The sequence below is a fragment of the Marinobacter sp. VGCF2001 genome, from assembly GCF_049943275.1.
Classification (GTDB): domain Bacteria; phylum Pseudomonadota; class Gammaproteobacteria; order Pseudomonadales; family Oleiphilaceae; genus Marinobacter.
On sequence record NZ_JBNFVX010000002.1, the window covers coordinates 369,403 to 389,918 of the forward strand.

General features: G+C 59.0%; 17 protein-coding genes and 1 riboswitch. Of the genes, 7 read left to right on the plus strand and 10 right to left on the minus strand.

Features of this window, described 5'->3' with window-relative positions:
* Positions 1-166: 166 nt before the first annotated feature.
* Positions 167-1,528, minus strand: coding sequence for an alanine/glycine:cation symporter family protein (locus tag ACP2AU_RS04875; protein WP_426374971.1), 1,362 nt, complete (start codon positions 1,526-1,528; stop codon positions 167-169).
* A 198-nt stretch (positions 1,529-1,726) separates the two neighbouring features.
* On the opposite strand from ACP2AU_RS04875, the gene ACP2AU_RS04880 reads away from it, so the two are divergent.
* Complete coding sequence (locus tag ACP2AU_RS04880) at positions 1,727-2,158, plus strand: CBS domain-containing protein (RefSeq protein WP_426374972.1); 432 nt, start codon at positions 1,727-1,729, stop codon at positions 2,156-2,158.
* A gap of 6 nt (positions 2,159-2,164) precedes the next feature.
* Here ACP2AU_RS04880 and ACP2AU_RS04885 read toward each other — a convergent pair whose 3' ends face one another.
* Complete coding sequence (locus ACP2AU_RS04885; protein WP_426374973.1) at positions 2,165-3,292, minus strand: HD-GYP domain-containing protein; 1,128 nt, start codon at positions 3,290-3,292, stop codon at positions 2,165-2,167.
* A gap of 256 nt (positions 3,293-3,548) precedes the next feature.
* Here ACP2AU_RS04885 and ACP2AU_RS04890 point away from each other — a divergent pair, with 256 nt between their 5' ends.
* The gene (locus ACP2AU_RS04890; protein WP_426374974.1) at positions 3,549-4,532 is read left to right on the plus strand and encodes a GGDEF domain-containing protein; all 984 of its coding nucleotides are present in this window, start codon (positions 3,549-3,551) and stop codon (positions 4,530-4,532) included.
* Here ACP2AU_RS04890 and ACP2AU_RS04895 read toward each other — a convergent pair.
* Entirely contained in the window at positions 4,529-5,950 is a 1,422-nt protein-coding gene (locus tag ACP2AU_RS04895; RefSeq protein ID WP_426374975.1) for an MATE family efflux transporter, read from the minus strand. The two genes, ACP2AU_RS04890 and ACP2AU_RS04895, sit on opposite strands and share 4 nt — an antisense overlap.
* A gap of 156 nt (positions 5,951-6,106) precedes the next feature.
* Here ACP2AU_RS04895 and ACP2AU_RS04900 point away from each other — a divergent pair, with 156 nt between their 5' ends.
* From ACP2AU_RS04900 to ACP2AU_RS04910, 3 genes are all read left to right on the plus strand, one after another.
* On the plus strand, positions 6,107-6,979 hold the full coding sequence (locus ACP2AU_RS04900) for an EamA family transporter (RefSeq protein ID WP_426374976.1): 873 nt from the start codon (positions 6,107-6,109) through the stop codon (positions 6,977-6,979).
* A 145-nt stretch (positions 6,980-7,124) separates the two neighbouring features.
* Positions 7,125-8,699, plus strand: a complete 1,575-nt coding sequence (locus tag ACP2AU_RS04905; RefSeq protein WP_426374977.1) for a methyl-accepting chemotaxis protein — start codon at positions 7,125-7,127, stop codon at positions 8,697-8,699.
* A gap of 169 nt (positions 8,700-8,868) precedes the next feature.
* Positions 8,869-10,263 carry a sodium-dependent transporter gene (locus ACP2AU_RS04910; RefSeq protein ID WP_426374978.1) on the plus strand — a complete coding sequence of 465 codons (1,395 nt, stop codon included), beginning with the start codon at positions 8,869-8,871 and terminating at the stop codon, positions 10,261-10,263.
* 60 nt (positions 10,264-10,323) lie between these two features.
* On the opposite strand, the gene ACP2AU_RS04915 is transcribed toward ACP2AU_RS04910, so the two are convergent.
* From ACP2AU_RS04915 to ACP2AU_RS04925, 3 genes are all read right to left on the minus strand, one after another.
* A complete protein-coding gene (locus tag ACP2AU_RS04915; protein WP_426374979.1) occupies positions 10,324-10,914 on the minus strand; it encodes a QsdR family transcriptional regulator in 591 nt (196 codons plus the stop codon).
* Between the two features lie 61 nt (positions 10,915-10,975).
* Positions 10,976-11,698: a 3'-5' exonuclease gene (locus ACP2AU_RS04920; protein ID WP_426374981.1), complete on the minus strand. Its 723-nt coding sequence runs from the start codon at positions 11,696-11,698 to the stop codon at positions 10,976-10,978.
* Positions 11,691-13,568: a putative nucleotidyltransferase substrate binding domain-containing protein gene (locus tag ACP2AU_RS04925; protein WP_426374982.1), complete on the minus strand. Its 1,878-nt coding sequence runs from the start codon at positions 13,566-13,568 to the stop codon at positions 11,691-11,693. Before ACP2AU_RS04925 ends, ACP2AU_RS04920 begins: the two co-directional genes overlap by 8 nt.
* Positions 13,569-13,703: 135 nt before the next feature.
* Between ACP2AU_RS04925 and cobU the strand changes: the two genes are divergently transcribed.
* Entirely contained in the window at positions 13,704-14,231 is a 528-nt protein-coding gene (gene cobU / locus ACP2AU_RS04930; RefSeq protein ID WP_426374984.1) for a bifunctional adenosylcobinamide kinase/adenosylcobinamide-phosphate guanylyltransferase, read from the plus strand.
* Here cobU and ACP2AU_RS04935 read toward each other — a convergent pair.
* From ACP2AU_RS04935 to ACP2AU_RS04950, 4 genes are all read right to left on the minus strand, one after another.
* Positions 14,215-14,814, minus strand: a complete 600-nt coding sequence (locus tag ACP2AU_RS04935) for a histidine phosphatase family protein (RefSeq protein WP_426374985.1) — start codon at positions 14,812-14,814, stop codon at positions 14,215-14,217. The two genes, cobU and ACP2AU_RS04935, sit on opposite strands and share 17 nt — an antisense overlap.
* 26 nt (positions 14,815-14,840) lie before the next feature.
* The gene (gene cobT, locus ACP2AU_RS04940; protein WP_426374986.1) at positions 14,841-15,902 is read right to left on the minus strand and encodes a nicotinate-nucleotide--dimethylbenzimidazole phosphoribosyltransferase; all 1,062 of its coding nucleotides are present in this window, start codon (positions 15,900-15,902) and stop codon (positions 14,841-14,843) included.
* 64 nt (positions 15,903-15,966) lie between these two features.
* Positions 15,967-17,031 (minus strand): hypothetical protein, encoded by a 1,065-nt coding sequence (locus ACP2AU_RS04945; protein WP_426374987.1) that lies wholly within the window; start codon positions 17,029-17,031, stop codon positions 15,967-15,969.
* Between the two features lie 174 nt (positions 17,032-17,205).
* Positions 17,206-19,176, minus strand: coding sequence for a TonB-dependent receptor (locus ACP2AU_RS04950; RefSeq protein WP_426374988.1), 1,971 nt, complete (start codon positions 19,174-19,176; stop codon positions 17,206-17,208).
* A gap of 129 nt (positions 19,177-19,305) precedes the next feature.
* Positions 19,306-19,532: riboswitch (cobalamin riboswitch) on the minus strand.
* 78 nt (positions 19,533-19,610) lie between these two features.
* Here ACP2AU_RS04950 and ACP2AU_RS04955 point away from each other — a divergent pair.
* Positions 19,611-20,492, plus strand: a complete 882-nt coding sequence (locus ACP2AU_RS04955; RefSeq protein ID WP_426374989.1) for a cobalamin-binding protein — start codon at positions 19,611-19,613, stop codon at positions 20,490-20,492.
* The last annotated feature ends 24 nt before the right edge of the window (positions 20,493-20,516 follow it).

Genomic DNA, 20,516 nt, shown 5'->3' on the forward strand with positions numbered 1-20,516 from the left:
TGGCAATAAAACAAAGTGCCGGCGCTGTTCGCCGTTATTGTTTGATCAGTGTATACCAATAAACATGGAGGTGGATGCGCCGGTTACAAGGGGGCTTGATCTGGCGCATCCAACGTTTGACTCACGGCCTTATCCGCCGTGCCCATACCGGAGGGCCGGCTCCGGCTTATTCCACCCCCAGCGCTTTTTGCTTGTCGAAGTATTCCCGGGTCAGTTTGAACACCACAGGGCTGAGTAACAGCAGGGCGATGAGGTTAGGCAGCGCCATCATGGCATTCAGGGTATCGGCCACCAACCAGACAAAGCCCAGATTGATGGTGGCGCCCACCGGAATAGCAATAATCCACACAATCCGGTACGGCAGAATGGCTTTGACGCCGAACAGGAATTCAATGCAGCGCTCGCCATAGAACGACCAGCCAATGATGGTGGTGAAGGCGAAAACCGCCAGGGCAATCGCCACCACATAGTTGCCGAAGCCGGGCAGCCCGGTTTCGAACGCCAGCGACGTGAGGGCGGCCCCGGTCTCACCGGAGGTCCAGGCGCCGGATGTGATGATCACCAGGCCGGTAATAGAACACACGATGATGGTATCGATAAAGGTTCCGAGCATGGCCACCATGCCCTGTTTCACCGGGTTCTTGGTCTGGGCCGATGCGTGTGCAATGGGCGCAGAACCCAGGCCGGCTTCGTTGGAGAAAATGCCCCGTGCAACGCCGAAGCGGATGGCCGCCCACACCGCGGCACCGGCAAATCCGCCTTCAGCGGCGGCCGGACTGAAGGCATAGCTGAACACCATGCTGATGGCGTCTGGAATCTCGTGAGCATTGATGGCCAGCAGGATCAGGCCGATCAGTACGTAGGATACCGCCATAAACGGCACCAGCGCACTGGCGACCTGGCCGATACGTTTGATACCGCCGATCAGTACCATACCCACCAGAACCATCAGGATGACACCGGTAACCCAGTGCGGCAGGCCAAAGTTGGTTTCCAGTACGTCGGCCACCGAGTTGGCCTGCACGGTGTTGCCAATACCAAAGGCGGCCACGGATGCGAACACCGCAAACAGAATACCCAGCCACGCCCATTTGCTGCCCAGGCCGTTGCGGATGTAGTACATGGGGCCGCCTACGTGGCTACCGCGTTCGTCCACTTCCCGGAACCGCACCGCCAGAACGGCCTCGGAGTATTTGGTGGCCATGCCCACCAGGGCGGTCAGCCACATCCAGAACAGGGCACCGGGGCCCCCAAGGAAGACGGCAGTGGCAACACCGGCGATGTTGCCCGTGCCCACGGTCGCCGAAAGCGCGGTCATCAGGGCCTGGAACGGCGGAATGTCGCCGTCATCGTCATCGCCGCGGGCGCGCCCGCTCCACATCAGCCGGAATCCGGCGCCCAGCTTCATGATCGGCATCAATTTGAGGCCAATACTCAGAAACAGGCCGACGCCCAGTATCATCACCAGCATAGGGGGACCCCATACCAGACCATTGATTTCACTAATAAAATTGGAGATGACTTCCATGGGTGCTCCCACTGTAAAGCACGGATGAATCAGAATGAAGGAGCCCGTAAAGGGCATAACCCGTTGAGTTTAGTCGACAATTATTCGATGTAAACCGTTTTCATCAAGCCGGTTTTTCATTTGCGCGTCTTTTGCCTATGTTTAGAGTCAGGAAGTGCCCGCCCGGGCACCGGTCTTCTGTCTGTGAGGAAGTTATTGATGCGTTCACTGAAAGTATCCGAAGTGATGTCGAATCACATCGAGCCGATTCGCTGTGGTACCCCGCTGACCCAGGTGGTAAAAGCGCTCCTGGCCAATCATGTCACCGGTTTGCCGGTCGTGGATGATCGTCGCCATGTCCTTGGATTTGTCTCGGAGCAGGACTGTATTCACTCGTTACTGGTCAGTAACTACCATCATGAGGGCGAGCCCATTGTCGACGATGTGATGTTCCGGCAGCCATTGACGGTTGCGCCGGGAATGTCGGTTGTCGACCTGGCCCAGAATCTCGGGGCCGGTAAACCGAAAGTGTATCCGGTGGTTGATCATGGCAAGCTGGTGGGCCTGGTCACGCGAACGGCCATCCTGGCGGAGTTTGCCAAAGTCGGTTTCAGTATTGAGCGGCCGAGTTACGCCGGCGCCGGGGACTGATCCAATTCAGGAACGATTGCCCCAGAGCATACTGAAGTCCATGGACGGCATTATTTCAGGCTCTTCCGGTTCACGCACGTTGTATTCCAGCAGGCTGGTGTCTCGTTCAAAGGTGCCGCTGTACCGTCCGCCCCGGGGATTGAAAATGGCTTGAACGAAAGGCCCCCGCGCATGCACGGGGCGGCGGGTGACCACGCCCACTTCGTTGTTTACAAGCCGCACCAGCATACCCGGCGGATACTCACCCAGCACCTGTAACAAGGCGCGCGGAATGGCGGGTCGGTACTTGCCATCCGCCAGGGTGGCAATCAGTTTACGAGCCTCGACAATATTCATTCTGTCGCGATACGCCCGCTTGGTGATCATGGCAATGTAACGCTCGGACAGAGCCAGGATTTCGGCTTCCGGCAGGATATCGCCGCCGCTGAGGCCATTCGGATACCCCGAACCATCGGCCTGTTCGTGGTGCTGGGAGATGATGCGTAACAGCAGTTTGTTGTCGATTCCGGCAGATTGCAGTGCGTCTATGCTGCGCTCGGGATGCTTGCGAATGACAGCCCGTTGATCACTCGTTAGCACCTTGTTGGAGGCATTGAGCTGGTCGGCCACCGGAACCAGAGCCAGATTTGCCGTCAGTGCGGCGGCAGTCAGCACCGTAGCGCGCTTCTCGTCGAGGCCAAACCGGTGGGCAATGAAATGGCACAGAATGCCGTAAAACAGAATTTGTTCATGAATGGTTGGGCTGATCGAATACAGGTGCACCAGAGCCAGGCTGGCATCGGGCGCTTCCTGGCAGGTTTTCTCCAACATCCGGCAAAGCCCCATCAGCCGTTTCTGGGCGGTGGGATCTTCCGAGGTAATGGCGTTGATCGTGGTTTCCAGCGTGGTCAGCAGGTCGCCGTAATCGGCGAACGGGTTTCGCTGGCGAAGATCCTCAAAAGTTTCCTTTTTCCGCGGCTCAATCTTGCGCGGTTTGAACCGCCCGCGCTCGAACAACTGCTCGAGTTGGCTATTGGTCTGAATCACATAACCCTGGCGCAGCAGGACATTGCCCTCGGCGTCGAAGACATCCCAGGGAAGGGGTTTGCCGATGGTGAGGGCTCCGGGGGCGATTCTGATCAATGAATTGGACACGATCTTCCTGTTGGTGTTTCCGTCATCTGGAGGGATGGCCGGCAAATGGGTTCCGAGCTGATAGTTGTCTTAGAGCTGATTATAAAGTGGATTGAGTTGGAATATTAGAGCAAGGGCAAGTGTGAGCAAGATCACAGCCTGTCGCTTTTGGTGGTAGATTTGTTAAGAATCGTTGCTTTGGAACGACCGTTTGAAAAGCGTGCGCTATTCTTGGATACGAAATAAGACTTTTGCCGGACGCCGGACCTCATACCTCATGTTGTATCGCCTGAAAAACGATTTTCGTTTATCCATCATTACCTTGCTGGGAATCAGCGGGTTTCTGGGCGTTACGCCGTTTGCCGTTCTCCGGTTTATGCAAGGCAATGTTCTGGCGGGCACAGTGGACGCGACGATTCTCGCCAGCCTTGGCGGAGCCATGGCTTATGCCTGGATAACCGGCGATACCCACCGCGCCGGCGTGTTGATGGCCGTCATTTCCGCATACGGTGCTGTGATTGTGGGCACCATTGTTGGCGACCCGGGATTGTTCTGGCTGTATCCCTGCCTGGTGACCTCCTTCTTTCTGGTGGGCCCGAGATACGCGGTCATCATTAACTTGTCGGCCATAACGCTGATGATGGTGATTGGCCTGGCATTCAGCAGCCAGGAGCAGATGTGGTCCTTTGCTTCCACTGCGGTGGTGGTGAGCGCCTGTGCTTACGTCTTTGCCCATCGTAACCGCAGCCAGCGGCGCCGGCTGGAACAACTGGCCACTATCGACCCGCTCACCGGCGTAAAAAACCGCCGGTCCATGGACGAGGAGCTGGATGTCGCAGCGGCTAATGCCGAGCGCTCCGGCCTGCCCTATGCCCTGGTGCTTCTGGATATCGATCACTTCAAGAGTATCAATGACGAATACGGTCACGGCCTGGGCGACACGGTGCTGACCGAACTGGTGGCGCTGCTGGAGAGCAATACCCGCCGTTCCGACCAGTTGTTCCGGTACGGCGGTGAGGAATTTGTGTTGCTGTTGCCCGGTGTTGACGGCGTTAATCTGCGGGCGGTTATGAACAACCTGCAGCAGGTGCTGCGCAAGTACCTGAAGTACCCGGGTGGCCCGGTAACCGCCTCGTTTGGTGTGGCCCTGCTGGGCCATGGCGAGAGCGTGGAGGGCTGGCTGGCCCGGGCTGACAACGCACTGTACACCGCCAAGGAAACCGGGCGAGACCGCATTGTCTACGCCGAGGAACTGGATTAGCCGTGTGTGCTGGCCACCGTTGCCGCATCCATCGGCGGCTCAGGCTGATAGCGAAACAGGCGCCATCCTAACAGCAGGCTGGCGGAGGTGAGCCCGGCCGTCAGTCCCACCCAGAAGCCGGCGGCGCCCAGAGTTGGCCATAGCCAGCCCGTAAAAGCCAGCACATAGCCCAGTGGCAAGCCAATGCCCCAGAATGAAAACAGCATGATAAACATGGGGATGCGGGTGTCTTTATAGCCGCGTAGAGCGCTGATGCAGGTGACCTGGATCACGTCGGCAATCTGGAACATGGCCGCAAATGTGAGCAGGCGAATGGTGACGGCCTGCACCTCCGGGTCGCTGGAGTAGAGGCTGGCGATCGCTGCCGAGAAGACAAACAACAAGCTGGCGAACAGCAGGGCAACCGCTGAGGCAAGAATCAGCGAACTGCGGGAGATCAAACGTGCAGAATCCGGCGCCCGGGCGCCCACCAGAAAGCTGACGCGCAAGGTCAGGGCCATGCCGATACTCAGCGGCAGCATGAACAGCAAAGAGACCACGTTCAGCGCTATCTGATGCCCGGCCACGACCACCGGCCCCAACGGCGCAAGGAACAGGGCGATCACGGAAAACATACTGGCTTCCACAAAGATGGTGAAACCAATGGGCACGCCGATACGCAGAATGTAGCGCATACCCTGCCAGTTCGGTTTCACCCAATCGGCCATCAGATGGAATTGCCGGAAGGTTCTGCTCCGGTTCAGATACACCAGCATCGCCAGGGCCGCCACGCCGTTGGAAATAGACGTCGCCCAGCCACACCCCACGCCACCCATGGCGGGCAGCCCGAGTTTGCCGTAGATGAAGATGTAGTTCAGGGGCAGGTTGATGAGCGTGCTGAGCACCGAGAACGCCATGATCACCCGGGTATGGCCAAGCCCATCGGTCAGGCCCCGGAGGGCGTTGATCAGCAAAAGCGCCGGAATGCCCCAGGCAAAGGCGTTAAGGTAGCCCTGGGTGATCCCGGCGGTATGCGGGTCGAGCTTCAGTTGCGCCAGCACAGGGTGTACGTTGGTCAGCAGCAGCGCCATGATCACGGTGCCTGCAGCGGCAAGGTAAATGCCCTGCCAGGTCGCAGGCATGATTTTCTGATGGGTGCGGGCGCCGTTGTAGCCGGAAATGATGGGTTGAAGCGCGCCAAGCATTCCCATGAAAAACAGGAACAGCGGCATCCACAAGCTGCTGCCGATGCCCACCGCCGCAAGATCCTCTGCACTGGCATGACCGGCCATCACCGTGTCGATAACGCCGTTGGCCATCTGTGCGACCTGGGCCACCAGAATCGGGCCGCCCAGCACCGCCAGGGTTTTCCATTCCACCAGCGTACGCTGAATCAGAGGCTGGCGGACTTCGGGTAAAGGCTGATGAGTCTCATCCATGGCGTATGGATTATCCTGCGTAACGTGGAGAATGGCGAACCGGCAATCATACCCTACCCGGCAGGGTCCGGTTTATAGGGAGTTCCCCGTTCGTAGCGCTGCAAAAGAGTCTGGAAAGCATTACAGTGGGCGCCGTTCAATAACAGGGGTGGCGCAATGGCTTTACTGGTTCTGGTTACCGTGCTCTGGGCATTCTCGTTCAGCCTGATCGGGGAGTTTCTGGCCGGCCGCGTAGACAGCGATTTTGCGGTGTTGAGCCGGGTGTTGCTGGCTGCGGTGGTGTTTCTGCCCTTCACTCGCTGGCGTGGAGTGCCTTCGGGGATGCGCCTGGGGATATTGGTAACCGGTATGCTGCAATTCGGCATTACCTATCTGTGCCTTTACCGCTCCTTCAGTTACCTCACGGTGCCGGAAGTTCTGCTGTTTACGATTTTCACGCCTTTGTATGTGACCCTGGTAGACGACGCCCTGGCTCGCCGTTTCTCGCCGGTTGCCTTGCTTGCGGCGGCCATCGCGACGCTGGGCGCCGGCGTTATCCGGTACGATGGACTGAGCGAAGATTTCATGATCGGGTTCCTGCTGCTGCAGGTGGCGAACTTCACCTTTGCTGCCGGCCAGGTCGGTTACAAGCACGTGATGCAGCGCTACACCCTGGCGCTGCCGGGTTACCGCACTTTTGGCTACTTCTTCCTCGGGGCATTGGTGATTGCGCTGCCCTCATTCCTGATTTTCGGCAATCCGGAGAAGCTTCCGGCAACGCCTTTGCAATGGGGAATCCTCGGCTGGCTCGGCCTGGCGGCCTCGGGGCTGGGACTGTATCTGTGGAACCGGGGGGCTTGTGAGGTTGATGCAGGTACCCTGGCGGTGATGAACAATGCCCTGGTGCCGGCGGGCTTGCTGGTCAATCTGCTCATCTGGAACCGCGACGCGGACCTGCTGCGCCTGGCTATCGGCGGTGCGGTGATTGGCTTCTCTTTATGGCTAAATGCCCGCTATCACCCGAGGGCGCGGCTGGCGGCGGCCTCGTAAAAGCGCGCTGCCGTTAAAACGCCAGAGCCAGCAGTCGTTACACGAAGCGTCATACGGTAACGCATTGGCTGTTTCCTTGATCTTTATCTATAACTAGACTCTAGCGCCCCAAAATCCCGAAGCCTACGGATAAAACGCTCTCCTGATGCGCAAGAACCTGCCTGTTACCCAACGCGAGATCCACATCCCCGACGGTATGCGGTTGATCAGCACCACCTCGCCCAAAGGGGTGATCACCTACTGCGACGATGATTTCGTTACCATCAGTGGATTCACCCGTGAAGAACTGATTGGCCAGGCCCACAACATCATCCGCCATCCGGATATGCCCTCAGCCGTGTTTGCTGATATGTGGGCGTATCTGAAGGCCGGCAAGGCCTGGATGGGCGTGGTCAAGAACCGCTCCAAATCCGGAGATCATTACTGGGTCAGCGCCTATGTGACGCCGATCTGGGACGACGGGCAGATGGTGGGCTACGAATCGGTTCGGGTGGCGGCCACCCGGGAGCAGATCGCCCGGGCGGAGCGCCTGTACAAAAAGATTACCGACAGCCGGCTGACCTCGGGATGGCGTAATAAAGTGTTGTCGATGGCGCGTTCGGGCTGGCCTTTTGGGTTATCGCTGGCACTGAGCCTGGGCGCGTTGGCTCTTGATGCCCCGGCCCTGGCCATAGGGCTGGTGGTGGCCGGCCACGTGCTGGGATTCGGCCTGGTGTTTGCCTCGCTCTCCAAGCGCCTTCATGCTCTGTTGGCACTGCGGCCGGACGCCTTCCAGGACCCGGTCGTTGCCCGAACCTACAGCGACGAGCGTGGCCTGATGTCACGCCTGGCTCTGCTGTTGATCAGTGAGGAGGCGCGTATTCGCACCGCGTTGGCGAGGATTGATGACCAGGCGGAGCAATTGCTGGATCAGGCGACGACCTCGCACGGTTATATCTCCGAGGGTGCCTTGGCCATCGCCCGCCAGCGTGCGGAAACGGACCAGACCGCTTCGGCGATTAATGAAATGACGGTCTCGATCCAGGAAGTGGTCGAAACCGTCAACCATAATGCCCAGGCGGCGGAACAGGCGAACCGTCAGGCCCATGAGGGTAGTCAGCGCAGTGGTGAGGCGTTGGCGGCCATTGAACAGCTGGTCAAACAGGTTCACGGCATCGGCGAGTCTGTGGGGCGCCTGGGCGAATCGACCCGCACCATTGGTGAGGCGGCCGACCTGATCAGCGGCATTGCCGATCAGACCAACCTGCTGGCTCTGAACGCCGCCATTGAAGCGGCCAGGGCCGGTGAGCAGGGCCGGGGTTTTGCCGTGGTGGCCGATGAGGTGCGCTCGCTGGCCCAGCGAACGCGGCAGTCCACGGTGCGCATTCACGAGGTCATTGAAGAGTTTCGCGCCCAGGTGGAGGACACCGTTAATGCCGTCGCCACCGGCGAAGCTATTGCCGGCACGAGCCTGGATCAGGTGCACGAGGCAACCGAAGCGCTGAATGACATTGTCCGTTCGGTTGATGGTATTTCGGAGAGTTTCATCACCATGTCCGCGGCCTTTGAAGAGCAGGGGCAGGTGTCTGACGAAATTAACCGCCAGGTCGTCAACATTGCGAGCCTGGCAGACCAGAGTGACGAGCAGGCTGAAGCTGCCAAGCAGAGCAGTGACAATCTGAGCAAAATGGCCCGGGGCCTGAAGGATCTGATTGTCCGGTTTTCCGGGAAATCCCACTGACTGATAGCAGAGCTCCCGGTTTAACCGCAGGTATTTGACTGTCGCCTGCCCCTCAGCACTGGCATCGTGTCGCCAGTGCTGGCAGAATTCCGCTCCAATAGCCTGCACACTGTGCAAGGCCATCTAACAATTCGTATTTTCCTCAGCCAAAAGCACAGGAAGCAAACACATGACACAGTCCAACTCCGCAGCAGACAGCGGCAACGGCGCGCGCGGACTCTGGTCTTCCAAGCTCGCGTTCATTCTGGCGGCTACCGGCTCTGCCGTAGGCCTGGGTAACGTCTGGAAGTTCCCGTACGTTACCGGCGAGAACGGTGGCGGTGCCTTCGTTCTGGTGTATCTGCTCTGTATCGCCATCATCGGTATTCCCATCATGATGGCCGAGGTGTTTATCGGCCGGAATGGCCGCCATAACCCGATTACCAGTTTCCGTCTGGTGGCCGAACGCAACCTGGCTTCGCCGGTCTGGCGTGTTTCGGCCATCGTGGGTATGTTGGCCGCCTTTATTATTCTGTCGTTCTATTCCGTGATTGGCGGTTGGGCCGCTTCCTACATTGGCCACGCGGCGATGGGAGACTTTACCGGCGGTACTGCGGAGTCTGTGGGTGAGCTGTTCGGTGGCCTGCTGGCCAGCCCGATCCAGCTGCTGGCCTGGCACACTCTGTTTATGGCGTTGGTGGTGCTGGTGGTTTCCCGGGGCCTGAAAGGTGGTCTTGAGCGCGCCGTTACCATTCTGATGCCGGCTCTGTTCCTGCTGCTGTTGTTGGTGGTGGGGTATGCCACCACCACCGGCCATTTCGGCGAGGCAGTCAGCTTCCTGTTTACCCCCAACTTTGAGGCGTTGACGGTGAAAGGCGTGCTGGTGGCGCTGGGTCACGCGTTCTTCACCCTGAGCCTGGGTATGGCCATCATGATGGCGTATGGCTCCTATCTGGGGCGCGATGTCTCCATCGGCCGCACCGCCGTCAGTGTGGCGATTATGGACACCGTTGTCGCCCTGCTTGCAGGCCTGGCGATCTTTCCGGTGGTCTTTGCCAACGGCCTGGAAGCGGGCGCAGGCCCGGGCCTGATTTTCCAGACTCTGCCCCTGGCTTTCGGTAATATGCCCATGGGCAGCCTGTTTGGCACGCTGTTCTTTGTGCTGTTGTTGTTTGCGGCCTGGACTTCCGGTATTTCCCTGCTGGAACCGGTGGTTGAGTGGGTTGAGGAAAAAACCAGCCTGGCGCGCACCGGTAGCTCGATTCTGGTGGGTGTGTTGTGCTGGGCGCTGGGGATTGTGTCGATCCTGTCCCTGAACGTCTGGTCTGATGTGACTCCGCTGGGTATGTTTGCGGCGTTTGAAGGCAAGACCCTGTTCGACCTGCTCGACTACTTCACTGCCAACATCATGTTGCCGTTGTCTGGCCTGTTGACCGCGCTGTTTGTGGGCTGGTTTGTGGCCAAAGAGTCGCTCAAGAGCGACCTGGCCCTGCAGGGTGGTGCTTTCACCCTGTGGTACAACCTGATCCGGTTTGTCACGCCGATCGCGGTCGCGATTGTGTTTGTGTACAACCTGACGGCGTAAGCCCGAGCCTTAACCGGCTTGATAAAACCGGCGCCTGCGCAAGCAGAGCGCCGGTTTTTTTTATGTCCGCTCTCCGACCTTGCCGCCCAGCAAAATGCGCACGGCGGTACAGGCATCTTCGAGCTCTTCATCCCGCGGTTCCCGGCCGCCGATGATGTCGCTGTACAGGCAGGATTCGGCAATTCGCACCATGAAGTAAGACAGGCTCTGGATGTTCATGGGCGGGCTCAGATGGCCGGCCCGGACTTCGTCTTTCAGCAGCCGGGTGTTCACTTCTACCGTGCGGGCGTGCAGCGTTGAATGGGAGGAGGTCAGCATTTTCAGCGCATACTCCGGGTCCTGATGCAGAAATTTTCGCAGCGGGGAGAAATGCAGGATGGTGGTGTTGATGTGCCGGAATACGCCGACGACGTAGTCGACACCGTGGCCCGGCGTGATCTCCCGGGCTTCCTTGTAGAGCGGTTCGTACAGTGACCAGAGAATTTCACCAATCAGCAGATCCCGGTTGCCGACCCAGCGGAACAGGGTGGCGCGGCCAATATGAAGATCATCGGCCAGCGCAGCCAGGCTGATTTTTTCTCCCTTGAGCCACAGGCGGCGGGCGCGTCGGAAAGCGTCCAGGGGGGTGGTTTTGGCGATGGGTGTGGTCACTGCGTTCCCTTTTGCTGATTTGCCGCCATTCTATCGGTTGCCCTGGCTTTGGGCCATGGCATCAAACCCACAGGTTGCCTACCGGTGTGTCCGGGCTGAAGTGGTGAAGAATCTGCGCCTGCAACAGTTCCGCCGTTGCGATGGCATCAATCAGCGCGTTGTGTGAGGCGTAATGGGGCAAACCATAGCGCAGACGACTGTCGGCCAGCCGGATAGACACGGGTTTCTTGCCCAACAGCTGTTGCCAGCGGCTGGGATTGCGGTCCGGATGCAGGTGAGCCTCAATGGCCATGGTGTCGATGACCGGAAAAAACAGTTTCTCCTGTAATCGCCACTGCAAGGCAACGTTCAGAAAGGGCCGTTCAATGTTGCGGTAGTGGACGACAGGGATCCGGCCGTTGAGATGCTGGAACAGTGGGTCGAGCACCTCCTCGAGGTCTGGTGCGTTTTCGATTTCGCTGTGGGTGATGCCGTGGATCGTCACCGAGGTTTTGTGCAGGGGCAGTCTGGGACGAACCACCTGGTGCCAGCACTTGCCAAGCTGAACGCCGTCGAGCGTAAAAGGCACCAGCCCGATACTGACAATGGAGTGCTGGTCTGCGTCCAGGCCGGTGGTTTCGAAGTCCAGCGCCAGTAAGGGTATCTCCCGGATGGGCGTGTCCGGGCTGGGGCAACCGGCCTCGTAAAAGGCACGGATACGGGCATCTTTCGCCTGCCCGGCATTCAGCCGATAGTTTTCCGGCCAGTCCCGGGAGAGGTTGTTGCTCCGGATGACCCTAGACATTACGGTTGGCTCCTCCCGCGTTGTAGCGGAAGCGCAGGAATTTCTGGGCGTTGCTGACAATCTGGAAGGCGTCTTTCAGATGGCTGCGCTCAAACGGCGACAAGTCCTCCGGGCGCACGTTGTTGTCGGGCTCGCGTTCTTCCTCAATGGCCAGGGCCTGATGCCGGATACGAACAATGGAGATGAACTCCAGGGCATCACGCAGGTTGCCGGCATCGTCATCCAGCATCAGCCGGGTCTTGGCGATGTCCCGGAGGCGTTCAAAGGAGTTCTGGGCCCGGGAACCGCAGGCCAGGGCGTGTACCCGGATAAGATCCGACACGGGAGCGGTACCCCGGCGCTTCAGGTTGAAGGTTTTCTGATGCTTGCCGTCTTCTTCCAGTACGAACGTCCGGAAGAACCCCAGTGGCGGCGTCCGGTTCAGGGCATTTCTGGCAAGGAAGGTAAGGAAGCGCTGACTGTGGCTGGCTTTTTCGACAATCAGCGTTTTCAGTTGTTCCGCAAAGTCGGTTTCCCCGTGGATGCCGTCGAGATCGAAAAAAATGTTGCTGTTCAGCAATGCTTCGGCCTTGGGGTTATCGATCCAGTCGGTGAAATAGTCTTTCCAGACACGCAATGGTTGCCGCCATTTCGGGTTGGTGGCCATGATGTCGCCGGTGCAGTAGGTATAACCGCACTCGGCCAGGCCATCGGAGACAAATTTCGCCAGCGCCAGGAAGTATTCGTCGTGTTCTTCGGGTATGAAACTGTCGTCCAGAATCAGCGCGTTGTCCTGATCGGTTACCACCAGTTGCTCATCCCGGGCCATGGAGCCCAGCGCCATGAAACAGTAGGGCACCGGCGGTGGCCCCAGTTTTTCTTCGCCCAGTTCCAGCAGCCGCTGGCTGAAACTGCGGCCAATGCCGGCCATGGCACTGCCGATCATGTGCGAGTTGGCGTCTTCGTTTACCATTCGCACAAAGCTGTCGCGCACTTCCCGACTGATCTTTTTCAGGCCTTTCACGTGGTTCTGGTGGTAGATGTTGCTAACCAGGTACAGGCTGCTCTGGCTTTCATACTTCACAATGTCGGACAGCGCGATTACGCCGCGCACTTCGTGGCCTTCCATCACCGGCAGGTGGTGCACGTTGTTGTGCAGCATGGTGAGCATGGCTTCAAATATAAAGGCACGCACACTGATGGTGGTCAGGTCTTCGGTCATGATCTCGCTAACCGGGGTTTCCGATGGCAGGGCGTTGGTGACCGCCCGGGTGCGCAGGTCGCGGTCGGTGATGATGCCCTGGAGCCGGGGTGACGGGCCGCTTTCATCCATCAGCAACAAAGCGGAAACGCCTTTGTCGGTCATGATGCGCGCGGCTTCCTGAAGGCGCACGGTGGTGGGGGCGGAGACCGTGCGGCGATTGATCAGGCGGGTGACCCGGGAGGACATCAGGTCGTTGGACTTCTGCTGCCGGGAAATGGCCGAACGCAAGCGGCTGTGGTCCTCGATTTCGACAAAATCGGCGAAGTTTTCGTCGTGTTCCCAAAGATGCTGGAAGATCTCCAGAGGAATCTTGTAGATCAGGCAGTCTTCAATGGCCTTGACCGGGAAACGCACCTTTTGATTCCGCAGCAGCCCGAACTGACCATAGATCTCGCCTTCGCCCAGACGGTTGTAGAGCTCGCCCGAACGCCGGAAGATTTCCACCGCACCGCTGCGAACGTAATGCAGCCAGGTGTTCTGCTCGCCCAGTTCGAGTATGTCGGTGCCGGCCCGGTAATAGGCGATTTCAATGCCGGAAACAATGCGCTCCAGCAAGTCGTCGGGCATTTCATCGAACGGGGAGTGTTGGGTTATATGGTTGCGGATATCAAGCAGCTCGGCCTGCATGGGGTCTCCAGGATCTGAGCGGGATTATTGTTCACAGGTTATCGCTTGCCTGTGTGCTGGGAACTAGCCTGACTATAGCAGGTGTCGGTTCAGTTGTTGTACCTTGGCGGCGGAATCACGCAGAGAGACGGGTTTATGGTCAATAAGTTACTGGTGACCGGCGGCATACGGTCGGGCAAGACCGGGCTGGCGGAAGCGCGCGCGCAGCAAGCTGGCGGGGCGGTAGTCTACGTGGCTACAGCCACCGCCGGAGACGAGGAAATGGCCGAGCGCATTCGTCGCCATCAGCGGCAAAGGCCCGGGCATTGGCAACTGATGGAAGAGCCGCTGGCGCTGGGGCAGGTGCTCTCCGGTTACAGCCAGCAGCCAGAGCCGCCGCTGTTGCTGGTGGATTGCATGAGCCTGTGGCTGAGTAATCTGCTGTTTGCGGAGGAACCCCGGTTTCAGGCGGAGCGACGGGGGTTTCTGGAGGCGGTTGAACGCTATGCGGGGTCTCTGGTGATCGTCACTAACGAAGTCGGGCTGGGTACCATCGGCATGGACCCCCTCACCCGCCGGTTTGCCGATGAGCTGGGCTGGCTGAACCAGGCGCTGGCCGAGCGCTGTGATGAGGTGGTGATGGCGGTGGCCGGGTTGCCTCTGACCCTCAAGGCTGGTGGCTGATCAGGCTGCGAAACACGCCGTATTCGGATCGGTCGATTTGTATCCGGCTTCGGCAGGCATAAGGCACGGCAAAGCCGGTAAACGACTTCTCCAGCGGGATGCCCAGAACACTGGCCAGAATCATACGGATGACGCCGCCATGGCACACCACCAATACGCGTTGGCCATCGAACGTTTGCTGGCAACGTTCAAACCCGCGCAGAACCCGCTCAAAAAAGTCGCTGACCGGCTCCCCGCCGGGTGGGTGGGCGTTCACCGGGTCGGCCCAGAATTGCTGGAGCTTTTCGCCGTAGCTCGCCCGAACCTGGTCACCGGTCATGCCTTCCCATTCGCCGAATCCGATCTCTCTCAGGTCTGCTTCCAGATGCAGCGGTAACCGGTGCTGTTCCGACAGTTGCCGGGCAAAGTGCTGGCAGCGTTGCATGGGCGAACTGATAATGATGTCCCATTGATCGCGGTCGGTCACTGCAGCCGTCATCTGCTGCCAGCCCAGATCGCTCAGCGGGTCGTCTTTGCTGCCCCGGAACATCTGGCCGCCTTCGGGCTCGCCGTGGCGGATCAGGTCGATTACCGTTGTGGTCATCCTGAAAGTCTCCTGTTCATTACCCTTCAGCCAGCGGATTGGTCGCTGACCCCGGCGTCGGCAAAGCTGGCCATCTGATTGTGCAGGGCACAGGCAGCCCGCAGTAAAGGCACCGCGACCGCCGCACCGCTACCCTCGCCCAGGCGCATACCCAGATTCAGCAAGGGCCGGGCGTTGAGGGCCTGCAAGATCGCATTATGCCCCGGTTCCGCGGAGTGATGGGCGAAATGCAGCCAGTGCCGCAATTCCGGTTGCTGTTTGCAGGCCACCAGAGCAGCCACCGAAACGATAAAACCATCCACCAGAACGGGAATACCCCGGCTGGCCGCGCCCAGAATAGCCCCGGCAATGGCGGCAACTTCCAGCCCGCCCAGAGACGCCAGCACCGCCAGTGGCGTGGTGTCGTTGCCGTGGCGGGCCAGCGATCGGACGATCACCGCCGCCTTGTGGTTCACGCCATCGGCATTCAAACCGGTGCCCGGGCCGGTGAGAAATTCCGGTGGTTGCCCCAGCAGCTGGCAGGCAATGGCGGTGGCGGATGTGGTGTTGCCGATGCCCATATCACCGGCAATAAACAGATCAGCACCGGCCTGGTGGGCACGCTCGGCCGCGGCATCACCGGCCTGCAGGGCCGCGGCGACCTCGTCTGCCGTCATCGCCGGTTCCAGCGCAAGGTTGCGCGTGCACGGCCGGATTCGGGCATCGATCACGCCGGGCAGGCCATCGGCCACGTCACCCACAGTACCCAGATTCACCACCTCCAGGGCTGCGCCAAGCTGCCGGGCCATCACGCTGATGGCTGCGCCGCCACCAGCAAAGTTGGCTATCATCTGGGCGGTGACCGCCTGCGGAAAGGCGGAAATGCCCTCGTCACACACGCCGTGATCACCGGCGAAAATAGCCATGTGTACCCGGTCTGCCCGGGGCTGATCGGTGTGTTGCTGGCCGCACAGGGTAATGGCCAGCTGTTCCAGTTGGCCGAGGGAGCCTGGGGGTTTGGTGAGGGTGTTCTGGCGGGCTTCGGCTCGCGCCATGGCGCTGAGGTCGAGTTGGGGGGAAGAGGATTGCCAGCTATTTGGAGGTGTCATGCTCAAATGGCCTATCGTTGGTTGATCGCGGGCAGCCTGGTGGAGACTGCCCGGCAAATGTTGCTTATTCCGTTACGAAGGCGATGTCATTCGGAAGCAGGCCACGGGGTGAATCGACGAACTTGATCTGAGTATCGTCAGACGGGCGGAGAATCCGGATGCCAGGTGATGCCGTGTTGGCATCTGCAACCCAGAGGTTGCCTTTGGGGCTCAGTTCAATATCCCGGAAATCGCCTTTGGAGAGATCCGCGATGGTTTTGAAGCTGTCACGGCCAACAGACGGGTCAAAGCGTTGTACCGCAGTGTTCTGATAGTCGGTCAGGTTGATCAGGTAGCCTTCGGTTGCGCTGATGATCACCAGATCTTTGATCTGACCCTTGTCGGCTGTTGGTTGAATCATGGAAGTGACATTGTAGTTGCTATCGATAATGTCGACGCTGGTGCCATTGCCGTAGGTGGAGAAGTTGGTGCCCAGGTTCTTGACTACCAGCCCGATCCCTTCATGGTACTGAATGTCAGCCGGGTTGGTGCCTTCCAGTGGAATGCCTTTCAGATTGTCATCAGCGCCTTTGCCGGTGTCGATTTCTTCATTGGTTGAGACATCGAACACCGCCACGTAACCGGTATTGTTGGGCTCATAGTTTTCATCAAGGCGTTGGAGGGTCACGAATAGCTTATTGTCTGCCAGAGCGGCGGACGATATTTGAGGTACCTGGCCGGCGCTGCTGGCAGGCACATAGTCGGAAAGTTTCAGAGGCGGGGTGTCGGTGAAAAATTCAGCTTCGTTGCGTGCTGACGGGTTCACGATGGAAATTTTGTCGCTGTTGTAACGGATCAAATAGGCCTTTTGATCGTTAACCGTAATCAGGTTGTACGGGTTGCCGGTGTTTTGCTCACCCTCAGGAATTACACTGAACTCATCCCAGGTCTTCTGGGCGTAGTTGGCCATGTCGATCTTGGAAATATTATCCAGATTGTAGCGCCCCAGCAGGTAGTGAAAGCCTTGTCCTCCGACCACTGCGATGTCTGAGCCGGTCTCGTGGTAAGGGCCCATAATGTCGTAGCTGGCAGAATCCAGATTGACATAGTTGACACCGCCCGAGCTGAAATCGGAACTGACAGCAGCCACCACGCCGGCATTCGTTAAGCCTGGGGTCGGTTCGAGGGAGCTGCTGCTTGACCCGCTGCCCCCGCACGCGCTCAACAGCAGTGGGATTGACAGGCTGGCCATTGACAGGATTCGGTTAACCGGTTGCGATTTCTTTAGCGATGCCATGAAACATCTCCCTGATGCAGTGATTGGTTAAAAGGCGTGTGTCAGATTCAGAAACCAGCTTCGGCCGGGGCCGGGGAAGCGGTTGAAATCCTGATAAAGAGTGTCGGTGAGGTTGCGTACTTCCAGCGACAGCTCGCTTTCCGAGCGGTTGGGCCAGATGTTCACCCAGCTGGCTGTCAGATTGGCCATTTTCCGGGTATCAGCCTCCAACAGATTGGCCGAGTCGTAATACAGCTCATCGTCGATCTGATAATTTAAATCGAGGGTGAACGGACGCAGGGTCCACCGGCTACCCAGGCTGTAACTCTGGTGATAGATACCCGGCAGATGCTGCTCGAAACGGTCGGCAATGGCGGAGTCAGTGTTTTCGGATTCCTGCACGGTGGCGCTACCGTAGAGCTCCCACCAGGGGCGCAATCGCACCAGGGCATCCAGTTCTGTGCCGTAAATGTCAGCGGCCAGGTTGGTATAACGGCCAACACCGCGGGCATCGTAGGTGGCGACAACGGCGGGATCCAGCTGCCGAAAATAAACCGTTGCCTCAACGTGCCCCCAGCCCCGTTCCAGCCTGACGGAAGTTTCAACGTTGAAAGACTCCTCGGCTTGCAGATTTTCGTTGCCGACGAACAGTCCCTGCTGGCCGTAAAGCTCCTGCAGGGTGGGAATGCGAACTTCTTCAGACAGTCCGAGGGAGAGGGTCCAACCGCCGGAGAGGTATCGGCTTAGGCCAAGTTGCCAGCTGCTGTAACGGTCTGATGCGTCGGTTCGCTCGACGGCACCGAAGCCGGTGGTTTCGCTTGATTCGTCGTCGACCCGGTAGTGGCGATACGTGGCCTGTGTGCGCCAGAGGCGGTCGTCGCTTTGCCACTGGTGAGCGAATGCGGCGGCTATCCTGTGGCGTTCGCGGTCATCCGGTTGTCTTGCCGCCAGGCGATCTGTCTGAGTGTAGTCGTACCCGGCGACATCGGCGGTGGCCGACAGTGTGTGATTGCCAAGTAACCAGGTCAGGGTGTTAACCATGCCCAGTTGTCTTGTGGTGGTATTGGTGTCGCTGGTGCCCAGCCCAACCTGCCCGGCCCGGTTGTTATAACGCTCGTCGATATCCGCCCAGATCAGTCGATGGCTCGAATGTAGCCGGCCGTCCAGCCATTCTTGTTGTTGATAATGCAGCTGCGCGCGCAAGGTTCGGTTGTCCAGAAACGCCCGGTTGTTTCGCCAGTTTTGAATACTGGGCACCTGCTGTTGATTGTCGTTGTACTGCACCAGGGCATCGAGTTTGCTGGTGTCATTGATTTCCCAGCCCAGCTTGGTGCTCGCCGCTTGTTGTTCGTAGCCGGCGTTTCGGCGTTTGGTGTTGGTACCATCGTTGGGGTTGAACCAGGCCCGTTTGTTGGGGTATTCGAAATCGTTATTGCTGCTTTGCCGATCCAGCGATACCCAATAGTAAAAATTTTCGCGGCTACCGCTATTAAACACACCCGTCTTGTATGTATCGAAAGAGCCACCGCCCAGGTTAATGCGCGTGGTGTCCTCAATGTCTTTGCCGAGGGTTTCCATGACCACCACTCCCCCGATGCCCGCGTGGGCAAACTGAGCGGGTGCGCTGCCCGGGTAGACCTGAATCCGGCTGATGTCATGCAGCCCCAGTTTGCCCATGTCGACGCCGCCGGTGACCGGGTCGTTCAGCAACATACCATCGACGACGACTTGTACCTGGCGCGCGGTGGAGCCCCGGAGCGAAACCGATGAGTAGCTGCCCAGGCCGCCACTCTGGCGAATCTGTACGCCGGTCTGGGTACTGAGTACATCGGCCAGATTGGCGGTGCGGTTCTCAAATTCGGTGCGTTGGATCACCCGAACCGGGCCGGTGGCCTGGCTGGGGTCGACATCTGTGGCGGCGTTCATGGGTCGGCTTTCGACCACAATAAAAGGCAGAGTCTCTTCGGCATGAACCGAGCCGATGGCGAAGACAGAGAGGAGAAGGGCGATTTTTTTCATCGAAAAACTGGATACCGGCTGCGTTTGTATAAACTGGCAACCAGAGTCCTTCTTTCCGGTTGCCTGAACAGCTACCAAAAGAGAAGAGGCGCGTGCGCCCGCTCCGTGTTCTGACCCTCCGTCACAAACACTGATAGCCGGTAGCAGGCCGGTCTCCGGGCTTGCGGCTGGCGTTCCCGCCAGAGTAGGATGCCTTCCCACAGCGCTGGGCTGCAGTGGCTGGCGCGAGGCCATTCCTCTCGTACCGCTTACCGTTGCGGGGGCAGCGTCGGATTTTAACCGAACTTCCCAGTTTCACCCGCCGAAAGATCGCGCATTGCGCGTTTGGGGCAGGCACCTGCTACGGATAGAAATTTTGGTGGAGTTTACGGGGCGGTCAAGAAACCGTCAATCAATGACGACAGGTTCAGGGCCAACTCTGGCTCGGAGACGGTATGCTGATTCGTTTTTTCATACTTTTTTTTGCGCTGATCGGCCCGGCGGCCGCGGAGGTTTGCGCGACTGATGACAACGGCAAGGGCTTGTGCCTGCCCGCGCCGGCCCAGCGAATCGTTGCGTTGTCTCCCGGAGCCGCCGAATTGGTATTTGCCGCCGGCGCTGGCGACCGGGTGGTGGCCGTGGTGGAATACAGCGATTATCCGCCTGCGGCAAAACAGTTGCCGAGAGTGGGTAACCACACCCGCATCGATCTGGAAACGCTGGTTGAGCTGGATCCAGACCTCGTGATTACCTGGGTATCCGGCAACCCCGCCGAGCAGGTGGCCTTGCTGGAACAACTGGGTCTACCGCAGTTTGCCATTGAACCGCGTACCCTTGAGGGCGTGGCCACCGCGTTGGAGCGGCTGGGCACGCTTACCGGTGCCAGCGACAGCGCGACGGCCGAGGCCACCCGGTTCCGAACGGGTATAGCTGCACTGGCCCGACAGTATCAGGCGCGTGCGCCTATTCGAGTGTTTTATCAGGTGTGGGATCAACCTCTGATGACCATCAGCAACGACCATCTCATCGGCAAAGTGATCCGGATGTGTGGTGGGCAGAACATCTTTGGTGACATGGACCGCCTGGTACCGCGTATCGGACCAGAAGACGTCCTGGCCCGCAACCCACAGGCGATACTGACCGGCAGCTCGGATTCGGGCGACAGGGGGGCCGCCGAGCTCGATCTATGGCGGCAGTTCCCCTCGATCAGTGCCGTGGCACATGGCAATCTTTTGACCATACCCGCTTCGCCTATTTCGCGGCCGACGCCTCGCTTATTGGAAGGAGCGCGCAATGTGTGCGAAAAACTGGATCTGGCCCGTGATCGCTTGCGCTGACCGGGCGACCCGGGTGAGGAACGA